Annotated in this window: 18 protein-coding genes and 1 other RNA gene; 8 read left to right on the top strand and 11 right to left on the bottom strand. The window is 72.1% G+C overall.

All coding sequences use genetic code 11. From position 1 onward, the window contains the following. Positions 1–101 precede the first annotated feature (101 nt). An RNA gene (gene rnpB / locus IG02_RS37795) (RNase P RNA component class A) lies at positions 102–502 on the top strand. Between the two features lie 406 nt (positions 503–908). Here rnpB and IG02_RS0114380 read toward each other — a convergent pair. The 3 genes from IG02_RS0114380 to IG02_RS0114370 all read right to left on the bottom strand — a co-directional run bounded on the left by IG02_RS0114380 (position 909) and on the right by IG02_RS0114370 (position 3700). Then, positions 909–1229, bottom strand: coding sequence for a hypothetical protein (locus IG02_RS0114380; protein WP_158712291.1), 321 nt, complete (start codon positions 1227–1229; stop codon positions 909–911). 130 nt (positions 1230–1359) lie between these two features. After that, entirely contained in the window at positions 1360–2379 is a 1020-nt protein-coding gene (locus IG02_RS0114375; protein ID WP_030746502.1) for a helix-turn-helix domain-containing protein, read from the bottom strand. A gap of 205 nt (positions 2380–2584) precedes the next feature. Continuing rightward, positions 2585–3700, bottom strand: a complete 1116-nt coding sequence (locus IG02_RS0114370; RefSeq protein WP_051764995.1) for a Gfo/Idh/MocA family protein — start codon at positions 3698–3700, stop codon at positions 2585–2587. 79 nt (positions 3701–3779) lie between these two features. Between IG02_RS0114370 and IG02_RS0114365 the strand changes: the two genes are divergently transcribed. Further along, the gene (locus tag IG02_RS0114365) at positions 3780–5234 is read left to right on the top strand and encodes a multidrug effflux MFS transporter (protein WP_051764992.1); all 1455 of its coding nucleotides are present in this window, start codon (positions 3780–3782) and stop codon (positions 5232–5234) included. Between the two features lie 94 nt (positions 5235–5328). Here the strand turns inward: IG02_RS0114365 and IG02_RS0114360 are convergent, their stop codons facing one another. Then, positions 5329–6654, bottom strand: coding sequence for a hypothetical protein (locus IG02_RS0114360; RefSeq protein ID WP_030746493.1), 1326 nt, complete (start codon positions 6652–6654; stop codon positions 5329–5331). A gap of 308 nt (positions 6655–6962) precedes the next feature. On the opposite strand from IG02_RS0114360, the gene IG02_RS0114355 reads away from it, so the two are divergent. Then, positions 6963–8054 carry a small ribosomal subunit Rsm22 family protein gene (locus tag IG02_RS0114355; RefSeq protein ID WP_420707743.1) on the top strand — a complete coding sequence of 364 codons (1092 nt, stop codon included), beginning with the start codon at positions 6963–6965 and terminating at the stop codon, positions 8052–8054. A gap of 50 nt (positions 8055–8104) precedes the next feature. Here IG02_RS0114355 and ddaH read toward each other — a convergent pair whose 3' ends face one another. Then, complete coding sequence (ddaH, locus tag IG02_RS0114350; protein ID WP_420707742.1) at positions 8105–8950, bottom strand: dimethylargininase; 846 nt, start codon at positions 8948–8950, stop codon at positions 8105–8107. A 371-nt stretch (positions 8951–9321) separates the two neighbouring features. Between ddaH and IG02_RS0114345 the strand changes: the two genes are divergently transcribed. After that, the gene (locus IG02_RS0114345) at positions 9322–9972 is read left to right on the top strand and encodes a TetR/AcrR family transcriptional regulator (protein ID WP_030746484.1); all 651 of its coding nucleotides are present in this window, start codon (positions 9322–9324) and stop codon (positions 9970–9972) included. Positions 9973–10337: 365 nt separating this feature from the next. After that, positions 10338–11090 (top strand): bifunctional DNA primase/polymerase, encoded by a 753-nt coding sequence (locus IG02_RS0114340; protein ID WP_030746481.1) that lies wholly within the window; start codon positions 10338–10340, stop codon positions 11088–11090. A gap of 100 nt (positions 11091–11190) precedes the next feature. Here the strand turns inward: IG02_RS0114340 and IG02_RS0114335 are convergent, their stop codons facing one another. After that, the gene (locus IG02_RS0114335; RefSeq protein WP_030746478.1) at positions 11191–12210 is read right to left on the bottom strand and encodes a hypothetical protein; all 1020 of its coding nucleotides are present in this window, start codon (positions 12208–12210) and stop codon (positions 11191–11193) included. A 243-nt stretch (positions 12211–12453) separates the two neighbouring features. On the opposite strand from IG02_RS0114335, the gene IG02_RS0114330 reads away from it, so the two are divergent. Then, positions 12454–13977: an HtaA domain-containing protein gene (locus tag IG02_RS0114330; RefSeq protein ID WP_030746475.1), complete on the top strand. Its 1524-nt coding sequence runs from the start codon at positions 12454–12456 to the stop codon at positions 13975–13977. Positions 13978–14052: 75 nt separating this feature from the next. On the opposite strand, the gene IG02_RS0114325 is transcribed toward IG02_RS0114330, so the two are convergent. The 3 genes from IG02_RS0114325 to IG02_RS36340 form a co-directional block, all read right to left on the bottom strand. Then, positions 14053–15597 (bottom strand): MDR family MFS transporter, encoded by a 1545-nt coding sequence (locus IG02_RS0114325; protein WP_234314734.1) that lies wholly within the window; start codon positions 15595–15597, stop codon positions 14053–14055. Positions 15598–16009: 412 nt separating this feature from the next. Continuing rightward, positions 16010–17263, bottom strand: coding sequence for a glycosyltransferase (locus tag IG02_RS0114320; RefSeq protein ID WP_030746469.1), 1254 nt, complete (start codon positions 17261–17263; stop codon positions 16010–16012). A 104-nt stretch (positions 17264–17367) separates the two neighbouring features. After that, entirely contained in the window at positions 17368–18762 is a 1395-nt protein-coding gene (locus tag IG02_RS36340; protein ID WP_234314733.1) for a UDP-glucose dehydrogenase family protein, read from the bottom strand. 13 nt (positions 18763–18775) lie between these two features. On the opposite strand from IG02_RS36340, the gene IG02_RS42150 reads away from it, so the two are divergent. Further along, the gene (locus tag IG02_RS42150; RefSeq protein ID WP_199814022.1) at positions 18776–19048 is read left to right on the top strand and encodes a hypothetical protein; all 273 of its coding nucleotides are present in this window, start codon (positions 18776–18778) and stop codon (positions 19046–19048) included. 131 nt (positions 19049–19179) lie between these two features. Next, the gene (locus IG02_RS0114310) at positions 19180–19866 is read left to right on the top strand and encodes a TetR/AcrR family transcriptional regulator (protein WP_063756781.1); all 687 of its coding nucleotides are present in this window, start codon (positions 19180–19182) and stop codon (positions 19864–19866) included. Between the two features lie 246 nt (positions 19867–20112). Here IG02_RS0114310 and IG02_RS0114305 read toward each other — a convergent pair whose 3' ends face one another. Both IG02_RS0114305 and IG02_RS0114300 read right to left on the bottom strand, forming a co-directional pair. Further along, the gene (locus IG02_RS0114305) at positions 20113–22521 is read right to left on the bottom strand and encodes an excinuclease ABC subunit UvrA (protein WP_030746463.1); all 2409 of its coding nucleotides are present in this window, start codon (positions 22519–22521) and stop codon (positions 20113–20115) included. A gap of 360 nt (positions 22522–22881) precedes the next feature. Then, positions 22882–23295 carry a VOC family protein gene (locus IG02_RS0114300; protein ID WP_030746461.1) on the bottom strand — a complete coding sequence of 138 codons (414 nt, stop codon included), beginning with the start codon at positions 23293–23295 and terminating at the stop codon, positions 22882–22884. Positions 23296–23302 lie beyond the last annotated feature (7 nt).

The following is a 23302-nucleotide window of genomic DNA, read 5'->3' as shown; positions in this document are numbered from 1 at the left end:
CCCCGCGCCAGGGTAGGCGACCGGCGCCCCGCGCCAGGGCGCCCCGGGCGAGGGTGGGACGGCCGGTGCCGCCCGCCGGGTACCATGGTCAGCACGGCAGACGAGCCGGGCGGACGGCCGCGTCAAGATCTCCGATCTTGCCGAGGAACGTCCGGGCTCCACACGGCAGGGTGGTGGGTAACGCCCACCCGGGGTGACCCGCGGGACAGTGCCACAGAAAACAGACCGCCGGGGACTTCGGTCTCCGGTAAGGGTGAAACGGTGGTGTAAGAGACCACCAGCGTCCGAGGTGACTCGGACGGCTAGGTAAACCCCACCCGGAGCAAGGTCAAGAGGGGCCATCGGCTGATGGCCCTGCGCGGACGACCGAGGGCTGCCCGCCCGAGTCCGCGGGTGGACCGCACGAGGCCGGCGGCAACGCCGGTCCTAGATGGATGGCCGTCTCCCCGGCCGCCGCGAGGCGACCGGGCGACAGAACCCGGCGTACAGCCCGACTCGTCTGCCGCGCCCTGCAGCTTTGCCTCGGAAAGGGCCTCTGACCTGCGTCGGGGGCCCTTTCCGGTCTTTCAGGCGCTTGACGTCGGCAGAGGGCAGACGATTGGTGTCATCAATGCCTTCTGCCGCAACCAGCCGCACAACAAGTGCCCTGCGTGGATGGAGGAACGCCACCAGCCCGCACCGGACGACCCGCACTGTGGGGTCCTCGTGGACCTGACCAACCGGTAAGCCAGGATCTTCAACGCGTCTCTGTCCCCCGGGTGACGGAAGCCGCCGACGGCCCCGGCCCTTCGTTTGCTCAGGCATTACTGAGGCTGAGTCAACAACGTGTAGGCCGGCAGTTCGTACGGCCCGCGAGGACGAGAGCCGAGGTGTGCCGAGGTCGGGCACACCTCGGTTCGGAGACCGACTCAGGCCGAGGTGTAAAAGATGCGTATCACCTTGGCGTTGAGATCGCACCACACCGTCGACGTCTGCCCGGCTCGGACCACCGGACCTTCATGGTGGTAGACGTAGTGATTGTCGAACCTTTCACAGTCGATGGAGGCGAAGAAGTAGTCGTTCGCCCCGCCCTGGCAGGTCACTGTCGCTCCCTTGTGTCCCAGACTGCCCTCGACGTATTTGGCGGTGCAGTTGTAGAGGGATGCCGGAGCGGCCGAAGCGGTCGCCGCCGCCGGCCCGGCGAGCGCCGCGGTGACAACCACCAGCACGGCGAGCGTTTTTGTGCGCACGTCTTCTCCTCGGCGAAGAGTGGAAGGGGCTCGGTGAGACCCTTGTGGCCTACTGGGCATTCACTGTGCCGCGTCTCGTGTCTCGAGTCGTTGGCACAGAGCGCGGAGAGGCTTGGCAAGCGGCGCACGGTCAGGTGCCAGGGCCGTGGGATTCCCGGTGTCTGAGATCCCTGGGCGGCGCGCCGTAGGCGGCACGGAAGGCCCGGCTGAAGTCTGCGGGGTGGCGGAATCCCCACCGGGCGGAGATATCGCCAATCGTGTGGTGTCTCAGCCGCGGGTTGAGAAGGTCGGCCTTGCACCGTTCAAGGCGGCGTCGCCGGATCATCGCACTGACCGTCTCGGGCTGGCCCTGGAACAGCTGGTGCAGCATGCGTACGGATATGTGGTGGTACGCGGCAATGGTGGCCGGCCGTAGACCTTGATCGCCGAGGTTGTGTTCGATGAACGCTTCGATGCGTGCGCGCAGTACATGCTCACGGGTTTCCATGGGCAGGGTGCGCTGCGCGTCGATGTGGCTCGCGAGGAAAGTGACGGCCAGATCGAATCCGATGCGGCCCAGCCGACGCAGTTCCGCCGAGCCGCACGCGACGGAGTTCTCCCGGAATCCGGACAGGAACTGGCCGAGCAGCGCCCCTGTCGGGGTTCGCCTGAGGAGAGTGCTGCCCAGCAGGCAGTCCGCCGTATCGCCCCGCAGTGGCAGGGAGGCCCTGGGCAGCCGCATCAGCGTCAGACGTTTCTGTCGGCCATGGTCGAGGAAGTCGGCGGTCAGCGGGTGGGAGGTGTCGAACAAGGCCATGTCTCCGGCCGTGAGGCATGTGACATTGCGGGACTGTTCCAGTCTGATCGGGCTGCCGTGGACCACGAACAGGTAATAGTCCTCCGGGTCGTGATGCCGGATGAGAGCGGGGCTTCGACGACCCGACAGTGGCGAGAAGGTGAGGGCCATCACTGTGGTGCCGGACAGGTCGGACACGTCGACTCTGCCGCGGAAGCGGTCGGCGTGATCGCTGATCATCGCTGTGGGCATGACATCCTGACGTATTCGATGTACCCACCACTCAAACCGGTCCCGCGCCGGCACGCTGTCAGTGGACAGCCTCGTTACGGGCTCCCGCGCCTGGGATGCTTCTTCGGGCTCGAGTTCAGACACCCGTTGATGGTCCTCCCGGCTCGGGGCCGGTGAAAGGCGGCCGCCGGTCGGAGTGGGAGCACCGCTGACCGGTACGTGTCACTGCCCCGAACCGGTGGAGGGAGCGGTGTCCGTGTCCGGTCTGCCCCCGATCTCCGTTCTCCATCCGGAGTTCGTCCAGGTGGTGGACTTCGCCCGTGCGGCTCCTGGCCGGGGCGAGAAGGCGCTACGCCGGTGTGACGGCGTCGTACGGGCCGGGGGAGCCGGGCCCGGCCGGACGGTCCGTGGGGTCACGGTCCGTGGGGTAGCGGACGCCGATGCGGTCCCGTACCGCGTCGAGCGTGCGCATCACCGCGAGCGTTCCCTCCAGGGGGACGAGCGGCGACTGGGTCTCGCCGGCCCGCAGGCAGCGCATCGCCTCCGCCGCCTCGTGCTGCAAGCCGTGCAAGCCGTGCAAGCCGTGCAGGACCTGCGGCCCGCCCGCGACCCCGGCCGCCGTGAACTCCTCTGGTTCGGCACCGGCCCGGTGCAGTGTGAACCGTTCCGGGGCGAAGAAGCCCGCCGGCACCTCGATCCGCCCCTTCGTGCCCGTCACCGTCGCCGTCCTCGGCGTCCCGGCCGTGAGCGAGCAGCTCAGCAGCGCGGTCGCGCCCGAGTCCCAGCCCAGCAGGATCCCGGTGTTCAGGTCGACGCCCTCGGGCGAGAGCAGGGCGTCGGCCTGGACGCGGTCGGGCTCGCCCAGCAGCAGATGCGCGAACGACACCGGATACACGCCGAGGTCCAGCAGCGCACCGCCCCCGAGCGCCGGGTCGCGCAGCCGGTGGTACGGGTCGAAGGGGCCTTCGAGGCCGAAGTCCGCCTGGACCGTGCGGACGTCACCGATCGCGCCGTCCCGCACCAGCTCCACCAGCCGCCGGACGACCGGATCGCAGTACATCCACATGGCCTCCATCAGGAACAGCCCTCGCTCCCGGGCCAGCGCCACCAGCTCACCGGCCTGCCGGGCGTCCAGCGTGAACGCCTTCTCGCACAGCACCGGCTTTCCCGCCGCCAGGGCGGCGCCGGCGGCGGCCCGGTGCGCGGAGTGCGGTGTCGCGACGTACACCACGTCCACCTCGGCATCGGCGAACAGTCCGGCCCAGGAGCCGTACGCGCGGGGGATCCCGAACCGCCCCGCGAACTCCCGCGCCGCCGCCTCGCTCCGCGAGGCCACCGCCACGATCTCGGCGTCCGGCAGTTCCCGGACGTCGGCCGTGAACCGCGCGGCTATGCCCCCGGTCGCCAGCACGCCCCAGCGCACGACGGGCTCGCCGTGTGCTCCCTGAACCGCTCCCGCTGCCATAGCTGCCCCCATAAACGGTGTCGACCAGTCCGGCTGAGCTGAGAGCATAGGTAAGGATTCGACAATAATGGAGACAGGAATGCCGGACGGCGGCCAGACCACCGAAGGACGTAAAGGACATATACCGCCCGAAGGGCGCGGCTCGGGGCCCACGCGGGGACCAGGCCGGACGGACGACCGTACGTACGGCCTCGCGCCCGGCCGTACCCACGGCCTGACGGCTGGTCAGGTGCCGGAACAGCGCCAAGCACCGCCCACCCCTTCCGCTCCCGTGCCGGCCCCCGCCGCTGTCGTCGCCGCGCGTCGCGCCGGGCTGCTCGTCACCCTCATACTCGGCGGGCTCACCGCGCTGCCGCCGCTCTCCATGGACATGTACCTCCCGGCCCTCCCGGAGGTCACCCGCTCGCTCGGCTCACCGGCCGCGACCGTCCAGATCACGCTCACCGCCTGCCTCGCCGGCATGGCGCTCGGCCAGATCGTGGTCGGCCCCATGAGCGACAGATGGGGACGGCGCCGGCCGCTGCTGCTCGGCATGGTCGTGTACGTCGCCGCCACCGCCCTCTGCGCCCTGGCCCCCACCACCGAACTGCTCATCGGCTTCCGCCTGCTGCAGGGGCTCGCCGGCGCGGCGGGCATCGTGATCGCCCGGGCGGTGGTGCGCGACCTGTACGACGGCGTGGAGATGGCGCGCTTCTTCTCCACCCTGATGCTGATCTCCGGCGTCGCGCCGGTCGTCGCGCCCCTGATCGGCGGGCAGGTGCTGCGCCTGACCGACTGGCGGGGCATCTTCGTCCTGCTCACCGGGATCGGCGCCGTCCTGACGTTCGTCGTCTGGAAGTGGCTGCACGAGACGCTGCCGGAGGAGGAGCGGCACAGCGGCGGGGTCGGTGAGGCGCTGCGCACGATGCGCGGACTGCTCGCCGACCGGGTCTTCACCGGCTACCTGCTGGCGGGCGGCCTCGCGTTCGCCGCGCTGTTCGCGTACATCTCGGCGTCGCCGTTCGTCGTCCAGGAGATCTACGGCGCCTCCCCGCAGACGTTCAGCCTGCTCTTCGGCGTCAACTCGATCGGTCTGATCGCCGTCGGCCAGATCAACGGCAAGATTCTCGTCGGCCGGGTCAGCATGGACCGGGTGCTCGGCTTCGGGCTCTGCGTCATCACCCTCGCCGGGGTGGCGCTGCTGCTGATGACGACCGGGGTGTTCGGCCGGGTGGGGCTCCTCCCGATCGCGGTGGCGCTGTTCGTGCTGATGTCCGCGATGGGGCTGGCGATGCCCAACACCAACGCCTCGGCGCTGCTGCGCGCGCCGCACGCCGCGGGGTCGGCGTCCGCGCTGGTGGGTACGGCGTCGTTCCTGATCGGCGCGATCGCCTCACCGCTCGTCGGGATCGCGGGCGAGGAGACGGCGGTGCCGATGGCGCTGGTGCAGGTGGTCAGCGCACTCGGATCGCTGGGCTGCTTCCTGGCACTCGTACGGCCGTGGCAGCCGCACCGCACACCGGAGCGCGGGCGGCGGAGGGACACGTCGGCCTGAGCCGGCACCACGCGCGGCGGGCCCGGGCCGGCCCCTTCGTCCGGGGTACGAGCACGGGCCCGCCGCGCGTACGGACCGTCTGTACGCCGGTCGGTCAGCCGCCGCCGCGCCGCGCGTACCCGATCAGGTGCGGGACGTCCTTCGCGTCCGTCCAGCGGAACAGCCCCGTCGACGTCCCCTCGCCGCTCGCCAGCCGCACATTGTCCGGCAGCGGATCCGGCACACCCGTCGTCAGGTCCACCTGGACCGGCTCCCCGCCGCGCGTGAGCGCGTCCGTCACGTTGCGCGCGCTCGTCGCCCCGTACGCCACCCCGTCGTTCGTCACCGTCGTGAGCGTGAGCGGATCCGTGCCGTCCGGTTCCTCGAAGCAGTATCCCTTCTTCTCCTCCAGGTCGAAGGCGAGCCGCCCCGCGACCAGGTAGCGGCCGTTGGGCGAGGCGACCAGCTGCGGCTCCTCGCTCGGCACGATCGCCGGCTTCCGGCACCGGACCTGGGCCACGGCCTTGCCGTTCGCGGCGTCGTGCAGCGCCCACACCTGGTGCGTACGCGCGTCCTTGGCGCCCTTCTTCGGCTGCCACCTTGCGAGGAGGTGGCCGCGCGCCAGTGAGGCCGGTACGCCCGAGGCGGCGTCGGTGCCCTTCGGCGCGGTCTTCCGGCTGTACCAGCCGCCCCGTACCCAGAACTCCCTCACCCCGCCGACCAGCAGGCCCTTGTCCGTCAGTCCGTGGACCTCGGTCAGCTTCCGGCAGTTCTCGCAGCCCTTCGGGTAACCGAGCGATCCGGTTCCGGCCTTCACCACGTCGCCGGTCGCCGGGTCCACCACCGCGCTCGTGGCCTTGCCGTCGCTGACCACGATGCCGGGGCCCGAGCCCCGGACGACCGGTGCGTTCGGCCATGGGAGTTCGACCCGCCGCCGGGTGCCGTCGCCCGCCTTGTAGATGTCCAGGGAGATCAGTGGCTGCGGCGGCTTGCGCTCCTCGGTGTCGGGCCTGCCGTACGACCAGGCGACGAAGTACTCCTCGCCGTCCTTGGCGACCGAGAGCAGGCGGGGATAGCGGTCGCCGGGGAACAGCGGCCACCAGGGCGCGCCGTCCCACGTCCGCTCCCCGGTCGTGGCGTCCAGCGTCCGGACCCGGAAGCGTTCGTCGTCGACCCGCTCCACGTAGGCGACCCGGTCCGTGTCCACGGCGACCGCGTGGTCGGGTGAGACGCCGGTGATCTCCCAGCCGCGCGTCGTGTCGTACGCCGGGGGGACGTTCAGCCGCGGTATCGACGGCACGGTGCGTGACACGGCCTTCTTGGGCCGTTCCTCGGCCGTGTCCGCCTTCTTCCTCTTCACATCGAGGGTGGTGAGCAGGAGCAGCAGCGCCAACAGTGTCAGGCCGCCCACCAGGGTGAGGCGCACGATCCGCTGTCGCACCGTGACCGTGTGAAACGCCTGAGGTCCGGGTTGCCTCCTGGGCACCCTGCGGAAGGGTCGTCTCATGCTCACCCTGTTGAAGGGCAGTCTCATGGTCCCCCCGAGGAAGGAGTGTCACCGCATGACAAGGGCCGTCAGCCTAACAACTCGGTTTATACGACGTGCAGTTCACCGCCAGTACCGCAGAGTAGCCGGGAAGGGCCAGGTCGGCGTAGGTCCGTCGCGTATCTTCGCCCCGTACGCATGCCGCACCGTCGCCCGCGCACGTGCCGCACGTCCGGGGCGGCACCGCGCCTAGAATGTCGGTGGTGAATTCCAGGAACACACTGCGGACGGCGCTCGCGGAACTGCTGGACGGTCTGGAGCCCGGCCGGGCCGGGCAGGCCGTCGAGCGGCTGATCGCCAACTACCGGGGCACCACCCCGACCGACGCGCCCGTCCTCCGTGACCGGTCGGACGTCGTCGCCTACGCCGCGTACCGCATGCCCGCGACCTTCGAGGCCGTACGGGCGGCGCTGGCGGGGCTCGCCGCCGCCGCGCCCGACTGGGCTCCGGCCAGCCATGTCGATGTCGGGGGCGGCACGGGCGCCGCGGTGTGGGCGGCGGACGCGACCTGGGGCGACCGGGGAGGGGACGGGAGAGGGGACGGCGCAGACACCGGGACCCGTACCACCACCGTCCTGGACTGGGCCGAACCCGCACTCGCCGTCGGCCGCGAACTGGCCGCCGCCTCCGCCGCCCCCGCGCTGACCGCCGCCGCGTGGCGGCAGGCCAGGATCGGCACCGCGCTGACCCTCCCCGACTGCGACCTGGTGACCGTCTCGTACGTGCTGAAGGAACTCACCGGACCGGACCGCGCCGCGCTCGTCACCGAGGCGGCCCGCGCCGCGCGGGCCGTGGTGGTCGTGGAGCCGGGCACCCCCGACGGCCACCTGCGGATCATCGAGGCCCGGGAGCGGCTGGTCGCGGCGGGGCTGAGCGTCGCCGCGCCCTGCCCGCACAGCGGTGCCTGCCCGATCGCGCCGGGCACCGACTGGTGCCACTTCGCGGCCCGGGTCAGCCGTTCCTCGCTGCACCGGCAGGTGAAGGGCGGCTCTCTGCCGTATGAGGACGAGAAGTTCGCGTACGTGGCGGCGGTGCGTTTCGACGCACGCCCGGCACCCGCCCGGGTGACCCGCAAGCCGCAGATCCGCAAGGGGCAGGTGCTGCTCGACCTGTGCACGACGGGCGGGAGCGACGGGGACGGCGGCGGGAACGGCGGCGGGAACACCGGCGGGAACGGCGACAGCGGCAGCGGCGACGGGCTCACGCGGGAGACGGTCACCAAGCGCCACGGCGCCCTCTACCGGGCGGCCCGGGACACGGCGTGGGGCGACGCCTGGCCCCCGCCGGACGCGTAGCCCGGAACGGGGCGGACAGCGGTTGACGGGGGCTGACGGGGAGGGACCGGTTACGCCCGCAACTCCTGCGTGCAGCACTTCACCGCGCCGCCGCCCTTGAGCAACTCGCCCAGATCCATGCCGATCGGTTCGAAGCCGCGGTCGCGCAACGGTGCGAACAGGCCGGCCGCGGCCTGGGGGAGCAGGACGTGCCGGCCGTCGCTCACCGCGTTCAGGCCGAGCGCCGCCGCGTCCGTCTCCGTCGCGATCAGCGCGTCGGGGAAGAGCCGGGCGAGGACGGACCGGCTGCCGGGGGAGAAGGCGTCCGGGAAGTACATGATCTCGTCGGTCCTGTCGTCCAGGACGCACAGGGCCGTGTCCAGGTGGTAGTAGCGCGGATCGACCAGGTCCAGCCCGATCACCGGCCGGCCGAAGAACTCCTGAGCCTCGTCGTGGGAGAGCGGACTCGACCGGAAGCCGCGCCCCGCCAGCAGGCAGGAGGCGGTGACGGCGAAGTCGCCCTCGCCCTCGTTGACGTGGGTGGGTTCCCGGACGTCCGGGTAGCCGTGGGCACGGAACCACTCCAGGTGTGCCGCCGCCTCCCGGTGGCGCTCCGGATGGGCGAAGCGGGCGCCCAGCACCCGGCCGTCGATGACCGTGGCGCCGTTCGCGGCGAAGACCATGTCGGGCAGGCCGGGCAGCGGGTCGAGCAGCCGGACGGCGTGGCCGAGGGAGGTGTAGCGGTCGCGCAGGACCTCCCACTGGGCGAGCGCCAGCCGCAGGTCCACGGGTTTGGCCGGGTCCATCCAGGGGTTGATCGAGTAGGTGACCCGGAAGTGGTGCGGCGGGCACATGAGATAGCTGCGGGGGGATGCGTCACGAGGCAAGGTCGGCTCCTCACGAGCGGTGGTGCGCACCGTGTGCACGGCGGCCGGCGCGGACGGGCGGACGTGCGGTCGGCCGGCGGCACACGGCCGCGGACGACCCGCCGCCCGCGACGGACGGCCGGCGACGGTGACCGTCGACCGCCGGCCCGCGACGGACCCGGGCACGGGTGCGGGAGGCGCGTCCCGTACGGCGAGCGCGGCGGGGCGCAAGAGCCAATATCCGCTTCGACCGTTTCTCCGCGCGGAGACGCGCTGGAATCCGTCCGGGTGATTGCGGATGACCGCAGGTGACCAGGGGGGATCGTGTGTGATCGCGTGGTGTGTGGAGCCTCCCGGGGCGTGTCCCTGCCCCGCGCCGCGAGACGAAACGTATCGACTTGTCCGTGGGTAGATTGGCTGCCATGGCTCAGAGCACAGACGGCGGCAAGGCCCCCGATTCCGCACGGCGCAGCGAGCGGTCGCGCCGCGCGATCTACGACGCCGCCCTCACCATGGTGGGCGAGGTCGGTTACGCGCGGACGACCATCGAGGGCATCGCGGCCCGCGCCGGGGTCGGCAAGCAGACGATCTATCGCTGGTGGCCCTCGAAGGGCGCCGTGCTGCTGGAGGCGTTCCTCGACCTCGGCGAGCGGGCGGCCCGGGAGGCGGGCGCCGAGGAGGCGGTGTACGAGATCCCCGACACCGGTGATCTGGAGGCCGACCTCAAGGCGGTGCTGCGGGCCACGGTGGACGAGCTGAACAACCCCGCCTACGACATTCCCTACCGCGCCCTCGCCGCCGAGGGGATCGTCGATCCGGCCCTGGGCGCCGAGTTCACCCGCAGGCTGCTGGAGCCGCAGCTGAGGCTGTACGTGGAGCGCCTGCGCGCGGCGCGGTCGGCGGGGGCGGGCGGCGCGGGTGCGCTACGGGACGGCCTCGACCTCCGGGTCGCCCTGGAGTTGCTGGTCGGTCCCCTGGCCCACCGCTGGCTGCTGCGGACGCTCCCGCTGACGCACGACTACGCGGACGCCGTCGTCGAATACGCCCTGTACGGAATGACCGCCCGGTCGTGAATGGCCCTGCGCGGCGCGGCCTGCGCGGCGCGGCCTGCGCGGCGCGGCCTGCGCGGCGCGGCTCTGCCTTGCGCGGCCCTGTGCGGCGTGCGGCACCGAGTGCCAGGCCCCTTGGTCACCGGGGAAGAACGCGCGGCCAGAGGGGGGCGCGCGGGGGCGCGTGGAGGCACACGGGGCGGATGTGGTGAACGCCACCGGTTCACGGAACCGCGACAGCGGCCTCATATCAGCTCATATCACCTCATTGAGGTGTGCGGCAGACCCTGGGTGGCCGTACCCCGGTTGGGGACCCCGGTCCCGTGAGGAGCAGGATGGTGCGACCATGGGAGAGTCCGCAGGGGCGAGCGTGAAGTGTGAGGGGATAGATGGGCGACAGTTTCGGCCGCTACCGCGGCACGGAGAGCAGGATTCCCCAGTGGCTGCGCAGGCGTCCGAAGAGGAGTGCCGGTGCCGCCGCGCTCGAAGCGGGCGCGGCCGGCCGAGAGGCCCTGTTGCTCGCCGTCGCCGAGGCCGGTATGCCCGTCTCGCCCGCCGCGCACCCCGTCGGCTACCGATGTTCCTGTGAACGCATCGGGTGTCCGACCCCGGCCAGGCACCCCGTCTCGTTCGCCTGGCAGACCCAGTCCACGACCGACCGCGCGCAGATCGAGCGCTGGGCCCGCAACGACCCGCAGGCCAACTTCATCACCGCGACCGGCATGGTCCACGACGTCCTGGACGTGCCCCTCGAAGCGGGCAGCCGCGCGCTGGAGCGACTGCTGGAGCAGGGCATCGAGGTCGGCCCGGTGGCCGAGTCCGGCGGGGACCGGATGCTCTTCTTCACCGCGACCCGGGGCACCCCGGAGGACGAGGACGAGTGGTGGCCGTGCGAGCTGGACTGCCACCCGGAGACGATGGACGAGCACCCGGGGCTCCGCTGGCACTGCCGGGGCAGCTATGTGCTCGTGCCCCCCGCCCGGTTGCCCGGCGACCTGACGGTGCGCTGGGTGCGCGGCCCCGAGTACCCGCTGCCGGACCCGCTGACGCTGCTGGAGACGCTGACCGACGCGTGCGCGCGGTACGCGGGTGAGACCGGCGAACTGGACCCGCACGCGGTGGCCTGGCCCCTGGGCCGCTGATCGGCGTCCGGCCGATGCCCGGCCCCTGCCCCCGAGGCGCTGAGCGGGCGTAATCAGCGCCGGCCCACGTAATCGACGCCGGCCGACGAACCCCGTCGGCCTACGACCCGGTCGCCCCCGTGACCCCCTGGAGCCGGCCCTTCACGTCCACCGCCGGGGCGTCCGTACCGCCGCCGCCCGCGCCGCCACCGCCGTTCGGCGCGACCAGGGCGGCCTGGGAGGAGACCCAGTTCTTGGTGAGCGAGTTCTTCACCTCGCCCTTCATCAGCGCCTTCACGTCCGCGCTCACCTCCGGCCGCACACCCTTCGCGCCCGTCTGCCGCTCGTAGATCCGCGTCGCGAAGAACGCCATCGCGCCGCCGTCCGCCGTCCGCATCGCCAGCGGCGCGAAGTCCCCGTCGCCCAGCGGCTCGTCGACGTACTGCGTGGTGAGCCCCGGCAGCCGCCCGTTCTTCTCCCGGCTCTCCCGCCACTCGTCCGTGTGCGGGCCGTCCGCGAAGTGCTCCGGGCTGCCGCTCTTGAGGAAGGAGGCGTACTCCTTGCTCAGATCCCCCGGGGCCACCGCCAGCGCCTCGCTGTCCGGCTCGACCGACTCGGCGAAACCGTCCGCGTCCTTCTTGAACTCCGGGACGTCGCCCGGGCGGAGGATCGTCAGATACGCGCATTTCCACGGCTCCTCCGGCGCGTTGCGCACGAAGGCGAGCACCCAGCGGAACTTCGGCCCGTCCGGCCGGTTCCTGTTGCTCGTGGTGTCCGCTACGAACCAGCGCGGCCAGCCCGCCTTCTTCGGGATCGTGTACTTCGCGTCCGTCAGTTCCAGCGGCTGGTGGCGTGTGTTGCCGTTCGGGCTGACGACGCTGCCCGCCTTGAGGCCGGCCTGGTTGATCTCGCCCAGCGCGCCGGTCACCCGGTCCGCGTCGAGCGCCGGATCGTACGCCTTGTCCGCCGCGTTGTACGCGTCGGTGAAGTCCTCGAGCGCCTTCTCGGCCTCACCCGGCTTCGCCGCCGGGAGAACCGCCAGCTCGCCGTGGACCGTCACGCATCCGCTCGCCGTCAGGGACAGCGCCACCGCTGTCGCGAGCCCCGCCGCTGCCCGAATCGGCCTTCTCAGCCTGCTCATCGGTCGCCTTCTGCTCCTTGACCGCCACTGACCGTCCGAACCCTACCGGGGCCGGGAAGAGCGCGAGAACCGGGACCGGACACAGGCACCGGATCCACACCTGGAGCACGTCCGGGCGGCGAGCGCGCCGGTCTCCGTGGCCGGCCGAGGACGCGGACAGTGGCCGGACGTCCGGGAGTTCCGGCGAAGACCCGGGGTATGGATGAGGTCAGCCTCGCCGGCCGGCCCCGGGAGTGTGACCTCATGCTGTCCATCAGACCTGTGCGTACGTTCGTTCTCGCGCTGCTCGTGGCGCTGGCGGCGGCCCTGTTGCCGCCCGTCCCCGACGCGCGGGCGGCGGGGCGTACGGTGCAGGGCGGCAGGCTCGACTGGGGCGTGAAGTCCTCGTTCCTGAGCTATGTCACCGGGCCCGTCGCGCAAGGGAGCTGGGCGCTGACCGGGGGCGCGGCCACGACGGGCAGCCAGTTCCGGTTCCACTCGGCCACCGGCTCCTACGACCCGGGCGCCGGAGCCTTCCGGGCCGCCTTCTCCGGCGGGGTGCGCTTCGTGGGCCACCGGAAGGCCGACGGCAGCCATGGACTGGACCTGACCATCGCCCGCCCCACCGTGCGGATCGGCGGCGGCGACAGCGGCGGCGGCACCCTCCACGCCGACATGACCAGCAGGGCGAGGGGATCCGGCACGTTCACGACGGCCTCCCAGGTCCCGCTGGCCACGCTCGACCTGTCCGGGATCGACGTGACGGTCGGGGGCGGCCCGGTTTCCCTCACGGGCGTTCCGGCGACCCTCACGGCGCGGGGCGCCACCGCCTTCGCGGGGTACTACACGGCCGGGACGCCGCTCGATCCCGTCAGCCTGTCCGTCGACGTCACGGCGGTGGACGACGCGCCGGACGCGCCGGACGCGCCCGGGAAGCCGCGGGAGACGGCACCGGAGCGCTCGGGGCGGCCCGGACAGGACTCCGGACAGGGCTCCGGGCGGGACTCCGGACGGCGCGCCGACGAGGGAGGCATCCGGGACGCGGCCGTCGACTGGGGTGTGCGCCGCACCTACCGCGAGTACGTCACCGGGCCCGTGGCCCAGGGCGGGTGGACGCTGAGCGACGGCGCGCTGGACGGCGGCGCGCTGTTCCGTTTCCCTCGGGGCAAGGGCTCGTACGACTCCGGGAAGGCCACGCTCGACGCGGGCTTCGCCGGGCGCGTCCGCTTCACCGGCACCGGCCTCGACCTGACCCTGAGCGGGGTCAGGGTCGAGGTGGCGGACGGCAAGGGCACGCTGTACGCCGATGTGGTCGACTCGGCCGAGGGCAGTCCGCCGCGCGACGCCGTGCCCGTCGTCACGTTCGAGGCCGAGGACCTCACCCCGAAGAACGGTCTGGCCGCGCTCACCGAAGTCCCCACGAAGCTCACGTCACAGGGCGCAAGGACCTTCGGGACCCGCTACGCCCCCGGCACGGAGATGGATCCCCTCTCCCTCGCGGTCGTCGTCGGGGCGGGCGCGCGGCTGCCCGCCCTGCCCGACCTCGGCAGCGATGCCACGACTCCGGCACGACCGGGAGCCACGGCGGACGCGGCGGACACCGGTGGCCCGTACGGCTCGTCCCCGGCACCGGCCGACGCGGCGGCCCCGCCGTCATCGTCCCCGCCCGGCGCGTGGACGTACGCGGCGATCGGCGCGGGCGCGATCGCCGTGGCGGGGGCGGCGGTGTTCGTGGTCCGCGGGCGGCGCCGTACCGAGGCGGACACCGCGGCGTCCGACGGTGGCTGAGGCGAGGCTCGGGCGTCGTCGACGGCAGCCGGACGAGTTCGAATCACCGGTCACCACAGCCACCGGGCATCAGCGTCAGTCGGCGGAGAGCCTGGTGTTCGGTACGCGCCAGGCGGCGATCACGAAGGCCAGCAGACTCACGGCCGCCCCGGTGAGGAACACCGCCTGCATGGCGCTGACATAGCCTTCGAGGAACGGCAGGGCCACCCGTGGATCGAGGGCCTGGAGGAAGGCCGAGTCCTCCAGGTTCAGGCCGCCGTCGGGCCGTAGCACGCCGTCCAGCGCTGCCGCGTTCGCCGGCTCCTCCGCGAGCCGGCGGAACGGCTGGTCCTGGAAGGCGGCGGTCAGCCGCTCCGTGATCCGGGTGCCGGCGAGCGAGAAGAGGATGGAGAGGAACGCGGCGGCGCCCACCGTACCGCCGTTGGAACGGAAGAAGTTCGCCGACGCGGTCGCCGCGCCCATGTCCCGCCGGTCCACCTCGGACTGGGCCAGCGTGGTGATGGTCTGCATCGAGGCGCCGAGGCCCGCGCCCATGAACAGCATCCCGACGGCGACGTACCACAGCGGGCTGTCCACCTCGAGCGTCGAGAACACCACCATGGCCACGGTGAAGGAGCCGATCCCCGCCACCAGGTGGACCTTGAACTTCCCCGTCCGCGACATCAGCCGGCCGACCACCAGGGTCACCGTCACGTTCGCGGCCATGGTGGGCAGCGTGGCGAGGCCCGCGTCCATGGGGCTCATGCCCTTGGCCAGTTGCAGGTACAGCGGAAGCGTCGTCATCGCCCCGAACATGCCGATGCCGACGACGAAGTGCAGGAGGGTGCCGAGCCGGAACGCCTTGATCCGGAACAGCTTGAGCGGCAGCAGGGCGGCGTCCCCCATGCGCCGTTCCAGCGTGACGAAGGAGACCAGACCGGCCAGCCCGACGCCGTACATGGCCAGCGCGAGGGGAGAGGTCCAGCCCCAGCTCCGCCCCTGCTCGGCGACGACGAGCAGGGGCACGATGCTGATCGCGAGCGTCGCCGCCCCGCCGTAGTCCAGGCGGTGCCGCACGGGCTGGTGCGGTACGTGCAGCACGCGCAGGATCACGACGACGGCCAGGACCGCCAGGGGGACGTTGACCAGGAAGATCCACCGCCAGCCGTCGATCCCGAGCAGGCTGTCCCGGCCCGCGAAGACGCCGCCGACGAGGGGGCCGACCACGCTGGAACCGCCGAAGACGGCCGTGATGTAGCCCTGGTAACGGCCGCGTTCACGGGGCGAGGTGATGTCGGCGATGATCGTCATGGCGAGGGACATCAGCCCGCCGCCGCCGAGGCCCTGGACCGCCCGGAAGGCCGCGAGCTGGTGGATCGACGTGGCGAATCCGCACAGCAGCGAACCGACGGTGAACAGCGCGATCGCCCACAGGTAGACCGGTCGGCGGCCGTAGATGTCGGAGAGCTTTCCGTACAGCGGGGTCGCGATGGTGCCGGTGACGAGATAGGCGGTCGTGACCCAGGCCTGCGCGGTCAGTCCGTGGAGGTCGTCGGCGATGGTGCGCAGCGCGGACGAGACGACCGTCTGGTCGAGCGCGGCGAGGAACATGCCGAGCATGAGCCCGGACAGTACGGTCACGACCTGACGGTGTGTCAGTCGTGCGGGTGGTGCGTCCGGCTCGTCGCGCGGACCGTCCGCCGACTCTCGTGGGATCGCGTCCGAGGAGGTCACTTCATTTCTCCCGCTCATGCCGCGGTGTCGCGGTGGGTGGTGGCGTGTGGGCCCGGCCGCGGGGGTACGGCTCCCGTTCGGGCTACCCCGTCGGCCGCGCGCCGGAACCAAGTGGAGGGGGCGGTCGGGACGGGCCGGCCGGTCAGGACGGGCCGGCCGGTCAGGCCGGATCCGGTCAGGGCCGGGCCCGGCCCGCGCCCGAGCCCACGGGGCAGTCGGCTCGGCACACGGAGCTTCGGGCGGCGACGGCGCCGGGCCGCGGGCGGCGGCGCCCGCCCCGGTCACGGCCCGCCACCGGCGCCCGCCCCCGCTCGGCGCGTCAGCTCGCCGACGCGGCCGCCTGTCCGGCGATCTTCTCCAGATCGGGTACCGCGCTGTCGATGTCCGGCAGCGTCAGCATCGCCAGGTGGGCCTGACGGGCCCTCGCCCGGCTGCCGGGGTCGGCCAGCACCTCGCGGCAGACCGCGGCGATGCCCTCCGGCGTGCGGTCGGTGATCTCCCGGCCGATCCCGAGTTCCTGGACGCGCCGCGCGTTGTCGTACTGGTCGGCGAACTGGGGCAGGACCGCCAGCGGCGTACCCGTGCGCAGCGATTCCCGGATGCTGTTGAAACCGCCGTGGGTGAGGAACAGGTCAACGGACTCCAGCAGCAGGGGCTGCGGCAGCCCCTCGGTGATGTGCACGTGCGCCGGTATGCCGTCGGTGTCCACGGCGATCCCCGAGGTCGACACGACGACCGTGCACTCGTCCAGCAGTCGTGCCGCCCCGATGATGTCCCGCAGCGTCGCGGCGGGGTCCGGCAGGGGGATCGGAACGGGCGGGGCCGCGTCCTTGTCCTTCTTCGCGTCCTTCGTGGCGCCGAACACGGGGAGCGCGGTGCCGATGGCCGCGAACACCAGGGGCCGGTCGGCCGGCAGTTCCGCCACCCACGCCGGCAGGACGGAATGGCGCTCCACGTCGACGGTCTGACGGTACGCCAGCGGCGACGCGGGCAGGTGCCGGGCGAAGGTGAAGGCGGGCGGAACGTAGTCGACGCGGCCGTGCCGTACGACCGAGCGCGGATCCTCGTCGGCGGGCAGCCCGTTCTCCTCCCGCAGGGCGTTGAGACCGGGCAGTACCGCGGCGGGGTCGAGGACGTTGACGGCGCCGGACGGGGTGGTGAGGCACGGGACGCCGAGCTGTTCGGCGATCACGCACGCGCTCACGTCCATGCCGTCGCGGAGGATGAGGTCGGGGCGGAACTCCCGTGCCACGGGACGTACGGCGTCGAGGATCGGCCGCGCCATGGGGCCGGACACGGCCTGCGTGATCAGGCGTGTCATGAACGCCTGCCGCTCTTCGGCGTCCGCGTCCGCCAGTTCGGCGAGTTCGGCCAGGTGGGGCTTGATGGCCTCGCTCGGATCGAAGTCCTCTATGCACGTGGTCACCTGGACGTCGTCCTGCTCGAAGACCGGGGCGAGCTTCTGGGTGGTGGCCACCCGTACCTCGTGGCCGGCCGCCGCGAGCGCCCGGGCCAGGGGCAGTTGGGCGCGCCCGTGGGAGGGGCTGCCGAGCGTGGTGATCAGTACCCGCACGATGGGCCTTTCTGTCAGTTCTGTCGCTTCTGTCAGTTCTGTTGGTTCTGTTGTTCTGTCAGTGGGTTCTCGGGCTGTCGTGTGAGGAGGGGCGCCCGGACCGGTCAGCTCACCATGGCCAGGGAACGGCCGATGCCCTGCCAGGACAGGCCGGCACGCGCCAGCCGGTCGGGGTCGAGGAGGTTGCGGAAGTCGTAGACGACCGGGGCCGTGAGCAACCCCGCGACGGCTTCCCAGTCGAGCTCGCGGAACTGCGGCCACTCGGTGAGGACGACGCAGGCGCGGGCCCCCTCCACCGCCTTCTCCGGGGTGTCGACGATCGTCAGCAGGTCGCTGAGGTCGGGGCGGGTCTCGCTCAGGGCGGGGTCGTACGCGCGCAGTTCGGCGCCCCGTTCGCGTAGCCGGCGGGCGATGGCCAGGGCCGGTGAGTCGCGCAGGTCGGAGGTGCCGGCCTTGAAGGTCAGGCCGAGCAGGGCCAGCGTCACGCCGTGCAGTGAGCCGTTCGCCGAGCCGCCGGACCCATCGGACAGGGCGCCGGACGGGGCGCCGGGCCGCGCCCCTGGCTGTGCGCCGGACAGGGCCCCGGGCAGGGTCCCGGGCCGCGCGTCGTGCGGAGTGCCGGCCCCCGGCGAGCACTCGGCCACCACCCGCTCCACGAGCCTGCTCTGGTGCTCGAGGTTGGTGTCGATCGTGGCGCGCAGCAGCGGGAATTCCACGCCCGACTCCTCGCACACGGTCAGGAGCGCGTGAGTGTCCTTGGGCAGGCAGGAACCGCCCCAGCCCGGTCCCGGCTTGAGGAAGGCCGGGCCGATACGGGGGTCGTGGCCGAGGGCGGCGACCACGTCGTCCACGTCGGCGGTGAAGTGTTCGCACAGTGTGGCGAGGTTGTTGACGAAGGACAGCTTCATGGCGAGGAAGAAGTTCGCCGCGTACTTGGCGATCTCCGCGCTCGCGGTGTCCGTCAGCACCACCGGTGCGTCGAGCGGGGCGTACAGGCCGGCGACGCGCCGGGCCGCCTCCTGCTCGGCGGCGCCGATGACGATGCGGTCGGGGTGGAGGAAGTCGTGCACGGCGTGGCCCTCCCGGAGGAACTCCGGATTGCTCACCACGGTGATGTCGGGCCGGCCGAGCAGCGCGGCGACGCGCTCGGCGGTTCCCACGGGCACGGTGGACTTGTTGACCACCACGCATCCGTGCGGGAGGGCCGTACGGATCTCGTCCGAGACGGCCTCGACGGCGGCGAGGTCGGCGGCTCCGCCGACCCCCATCGGGGTGGGCAGGCAGAAGAACACCACCTCGGCACCGGCCACGGAGGCCTTGGTGTCCTGGGTGAACTCCAGGTGGCCGGACGCCTGTCCGTCCCGGACGAGTTCCGGCAGGCCGGGCTCAAGGATGTCGACCTCCCCCCGCCGGAGCCGGTCGACCTTGTGGGGGTCGGCGTCCGCGCACACCACGTGGTGGCCGAGGGAGGCCAGGCAGGCGCCGGTGGTCAGTCCCACGTATCCGGTTCCGATGACGGCGACGCGTGAGGCGGTCGCGACGCGCGCGACAGGTGGAACGGGCGCGACAGAGTGGCCGGACGAGCGGTCGGAGGAGCCGTTGGACGAGCGGTCGGACGAGCGGTCGGACGAGCGGTTGGACAAGGCGGATCACCACTTCTGCTGGGTCGGAAGCGAGGCGCGCGTGGACCGGTCCATCGGCCGTTTTCGAGGACAGAACACGGACCAGACACCGTCGTCCGGCCGGAGCAGCTGCGGAGCGGCGGCCAATGTCACCGCTCGTTGACAAAATTAACGCGGTGATCCGAGGGCACGTCAACAAGTGCTGACAACGACCGTTGATTTTCGGCTGAAGAGGCTGAACTGTGAGCATGTACGGCACGGGCCCGGCGGGGGCTACAGGCGGAGGCATGACGCATGGACAAACCAGAGGACATCGAGTCCGGCGGGGCATGTCCCCAACGGGCCCGCAAATACGACGCGGCGGGCACGCGGCGGGCTCTGTTGGGCGCCGCCCTCGGGCGTTTCGCCCAATACGGCTACGACGGAACCAGTGTCCGGGACATCGCCAGGGACGCCGGGGTGGACGCCGCTCTGGTCTACCGCTACTTCGGCTCAAAGCAAGCGCTGTTCGAGGCGGTTTCGAAGGGCAGCGTCCTGTTCGAGCCGCTGCGGTGCCTGGAGCTCGACGGGATCCCGGAGTGGGTCTGCGACTTCGTGTCCAGCGGGCCCGGTGAGGACCACGTGCCGCATCCGCTGCTGACGATCCTGCGTTCCTCCAGCCGGGAGGAGGCGGTCGGCCGCCTGCGCGACCATGTCACGGCCGTCTTCTCGGAAACCTTCGCCCAGCGCCTGGAGGGCCCCGACGCCCAGGTGCGCGCGGAGCTGCTGGCGGCTTGGGTGATGGGCATCTCGCTGCTGCGCCTGGCCGTTCAGTCGCCGGGGCTGTCCTCGGCGCCGGACAGCGCGCTGCTGCCGTACCTGCGCGCGGGAATCGAGCCGCTGCTGAATCCGGTCGGCGCCGAGGGGTTCGGCGCCGAGAGGCCCGGTGCCGAGGGTCCGGGTGCCGACGGGCCCCGTGCCGACGGGAGAGGCGAGGGCTGACTGCCGAAGGCGGCGTTGTACCGGCCGTCTGACCGGCCGGGACGGCCCACTCGGCGTACGGGCCGCTCGGCGTACGGCCCGCTCGGCGTACGGGCCGCTCGGCGTACGGCCCGCTCGGCGTACGGGCCGCTCGGCGTACGGCCCGCCACAGCGTGCGGCTCTACGAGCCTGTGGCGCCACGGCCCCGGCCTCAGCAGGGCAGCCGGGGCCGGGGCCGGCGGTCGAGGGTGTCCGACCGCGCCCGCGTCACCTGCCGACGTACGCCGCGAGGTGCTCGCCGGTGAGAGTGGAGCGGGCGGCGACGAGGTCGGCGGGGGTGCCCTCGAAGACGATCCGGCCGCCGTCGTGGCCGGCGCCCGGGCCGAGGTCGATGATCCAGTCCGCGTGGGCCATGACCGCCTGGTGGTGCTCGACGACGATGACCGACTTACCGGAGTCGACCAGCCGGTCGAGCAGGCCGAGCAGCTGCTCGACGTCGGCGAGGTGCAGGCCGGCGGTCGGCTCGTCGAGTACGTAGACGGAGCGGTCGCCGCCCTTCTCGCCCATGTGGGTGGCCAGCTTGAGGCGCTGGCGCTCGCCACCGGACAGCGTGGTGAGCGGCTGGCCGAGGGTGAGGTAGCCGAGCCCGACATTGACGAGCCGGCCGAGGATCTTGTGCGCGGCCGGGGTGCGCGCCTCGCCGGCCGCGAAGAACTCCTCGGCCTCTGCCACCGGCATCGCCAGCACCTCGCTGATGTCCCGGCCGCCGAGGTGGTGGTCCAGCACCGACGCCTGGAACCGCTTCCCCTCGCACTCCTCGCAGGGGGTCGCGACGCCGGCCATCATCGCCAGGTCGGTGAAGACGACACCGGCGCCGTTGCAATGGGGGCACGCGCCCTCGGAGTTCGCGCTGAACAGCGCCGGCTTCACGCCGTTGGCCTTGCCGAACGCCTTGCGTATCGGGTCGAGCAGTCCGGTGTACGTCGCCGGGTTGCTCCGCCGCGAGCCGCGGATCGGCGCCTGGTCCACCGAGACCACGCCGGCGCCGGAGGGGATCGATCCGTGCACGAGCGAGCTCTTGCCGGAGCCGGCGACGCCGGTGACGACGCAGAGCACGCCGAGCGGGATGTCCACGTCGACGTCGCGCAGGTTGTGGGAGGTGGCGCCGCGGACCGGCAGCACGCCGGCCGGGGTCCGTACGGTCTCCTTGAGGGCGGCCCGGTCGTCGAAGTGCCGCCCGGTGAGGGTGCCGCTCGCCCGCAGCCCCTCGACGGTGCCCTCGAAGCAGACCGCGCCGCCCGCCGTACCGGCGCCGGGGCCGAGGTCGACGACATGGTCGGCGATCGCGATCGTCTCCGGCTTGTGCTCCACGACGAGCACCGTGTTGCCCTTGTCCCGCAGCCGCAGCAGCAGGTCGTTCATCCGCTGGATGTCATGGGGGTGCAGGCCCGTGGTGGGCTCGTCGAAGACGTAGGTGACATCGGTGAGCGAGGAGCCGAGATGGCGGATCATCTTGACGCGCTGGGCCTCGCCGCCCGACAGCGTGCCCGCCGGCCGGTCGAGCGAGAGATAGCCCAGCCCGATCTCCACGAACGAGTCGAGCGTCCGCCGCAGGGTCGCGAGGAGCGGCGCCGCCGACGGCTCCTCGATGCCGCGGATCCACTCGGCCAGGTCGCTGATCTGCATCGCGCAGGCCTCGGCGATGTTGGTCCCGCCGATCCGCGACGACCGGGCCGCCTCGCTGAGCCGGGTGCCGTCGCACTCCGGGCACGAGGTGAAGGTGACCGCCCGGTCCACGAACGCCCGGATGTGCGGCTGCATGGCCGCACGGTCCTTGGCGAGGTACGACTTACGGACCCGGGGGATCAGCCCCTCGTAGGTCATGTTGATGCCCTCGATCTTCATCCGGGTCGGCTCCCGGTGAAGAAAGTCGTGCAGTTCCTTCTCGGTGTACGCGCGGATCGGCTTGTCCGGGTCGTAGAAGCCCGACGAGGTGTAGAGCCGGTAGTTCCAGCCGCCCGGCTTGTAACCGGGGATCGTGAGCGCGCCCTCGTTGAGCGACTTGCCGTCGTCGTACAGCTGGGTGAGGTCGATGTCGGTGACCTCGCCCCGGCCCTCGCAGCGCGGACACATGCCGCCGGTGACGCTGAAGCTGCGCCGCTCCTTCACCGTCTCACCGGCGCGCTCCACGGTGACCGCGCCCGACCCGCTGATCGAGGCGACGTTGAAGGAGAACGCCTGGGCCGAGCCGATGTGCGGCTGCCCGAGCCGGCTGAAGAGGACGCGCAGCATCGCGTGGGCGTCGGTGGCGGTGCCGACCGTGGAACGGGGATCCGCGCCCATCCGCTGCTGGTCGACGATGATCGCGGTCGTCAGCCCTTCGAGGACGTCCACCTCCGGCCGCGCCATGGTCGGCATGAAGCCCTGGACGAACGCGCTGTAGGTCTCGTTGATCAGCCGCTGCGACTCCGCGGCGACCGTACCGAACACGAGGGAGCTCTTGCCCGAGCCGGAGACGCCGGTGAACACCGTCAGCCGGCGCTTCGGTATCTCGACGCTGACGTCCTTGAGGTTGTTCCCGCGCGCGCCGTGCACGCGGATCCAGTCGTGACTGTCGGCGGGGTGCGGCGCGGGCGACGCGGGCGACTGCGTGTCCGTCCTGGTGGCTGTGCTCACTGTGTCTCCATCTGTCGGGTTCGGGCCACCTCGGACGGGGGGCCTGGTGGCGGGACCTGCCGGGGCCTGCCGGGGCCCGGGGCGGGTCGGAACCGGGCGCGCCGGCCGACCGGGACCGGCCGACCGGGACCTGTTGGCCAGGGGCGGCCGACCGGGCCGCCTTCGCGGTCTCCGCCGACATCGCCGGGCTCGATTCAACCAGCTTCGAGCGGTACGCCTGGTTCGCGGGGCTGAGCCGGGGCGCGGGGCGGGTCGGGCGCGAGCGGGTCGGGCGCGAGCGGGTCGGGCGCGAGCGGGTCGGGCGCGAGCGGGAGCACCGGCCGGCGCGATGGCCGGCCGGTGCTCCCGCCAGCGCCCGACCTAGCCGCGGCGCTGGGTGAAGCGCAGCATGTTGCCCGCGGGGTCGCGGAAGGCGCAGTCGCGGACCCCGTACGGCTGGTCGATCGGCTCCTGCAGCACCTCGGCGCCCGAGGCCCTGATGTGCTCGAAGGTGGTGTCGAGGTCGTCGGTCGAGAAGATCACGCCGCGCAGCATGCCCTTGGCCAGCAGTTCCGCCATGGCCTGCTTGTCGGCCTGCGAGGCGTTCGGGTTCGCGAGCGGCGGTTCCAGGACGATCTCCACGCCGGGCTGCGACGGCGCGCCGACCGTCACCCAGCGCATCCCCTCGAACCCGACGTCATTGAGCACCTCCAGGCCGAGCACGCCCCGGTAGAAGGCGAGCGCCTTGTCATGATCGTCGACGGCGATGAAACACTGCGAAAGTGTGATGTCCATGCGGCTC

This window comes from Streptomyces sp. NRRL F-5135, assembly GCF_000719775.1.
Lineage (GTDB): Bacteria > Actinomycetota > Actinomycetes > Streptomycetales > Streptomycetaceae > Streptomyces > Streptomyces hebeiensis.
Note: the sequence above shows the minus strand (reverse complement) of the source record. Positions and strands in the feature narration are given on the sequence as shown.

Coding starts and splice junctions, on each gene's coding strand:
- IG02_RS0114365 (WP_051764992.1), top strand. CDS start 3,780: ATGCCGGACGGCGGCCAGACCACCGAAGGACGTAAAGGACATATACCG.
- IG02_RS0114310 (WP_063756781.1), top strand. CDS start 19,180: ATGGACAAACCAGAGGACATCGAGTCCGGCGGGGCATGTCCCCAACGG.
- IG02_RS0114300 (WP_030746461.1), bottom strand. CDS start 23,295: ATGGACATCACACTTTCGCAGTGTTTCATCGCCGTCGACGATCATGAC.
- IG02_RS0114335 (WP_030746478.1), bottom strand. CDS start 12,210: ATGAGCAGGCTGAGAAGGCCGATTCGGGCAGCGGCGGGGCTCGCGACA.
- IG02_RS0114345 (WP_030746484.1), top strand. CDS start 9,322: ATGGCTCAGAGCACAGACGGCGGCAAGGCCCCCGATTCCGCACGGCGC.
- IG02_RS42150 (WP_199814022.1), top strand. CDS start 18,776: ATGACGGCGACGCGTGAGGCGGTCGCGACGCGCGCGACAGGTGGAACG.
- IG02_RS0114370 (WP_051764995.1), bottom strand. CDS start 3,700: ATGGCAGCGGGAGCGGTTCAGGGAGCACACGGCGAGCCCGTCGTGCGC.
- IG02_RS0114330 (WP_030746475.1), top strand. CDS start 12,454: ATGCTGTCCATCAGACCTGTGCGTACGTTCGTTCTCGCGCTGCTCGTG.
- IG02_RS0114340 (WP_030746481.1), top strand. CDS start 10,338: ATGGGCGACAGTTTCGGCCGCTACCGCGGCACGGAGAGCAGGATTCCC.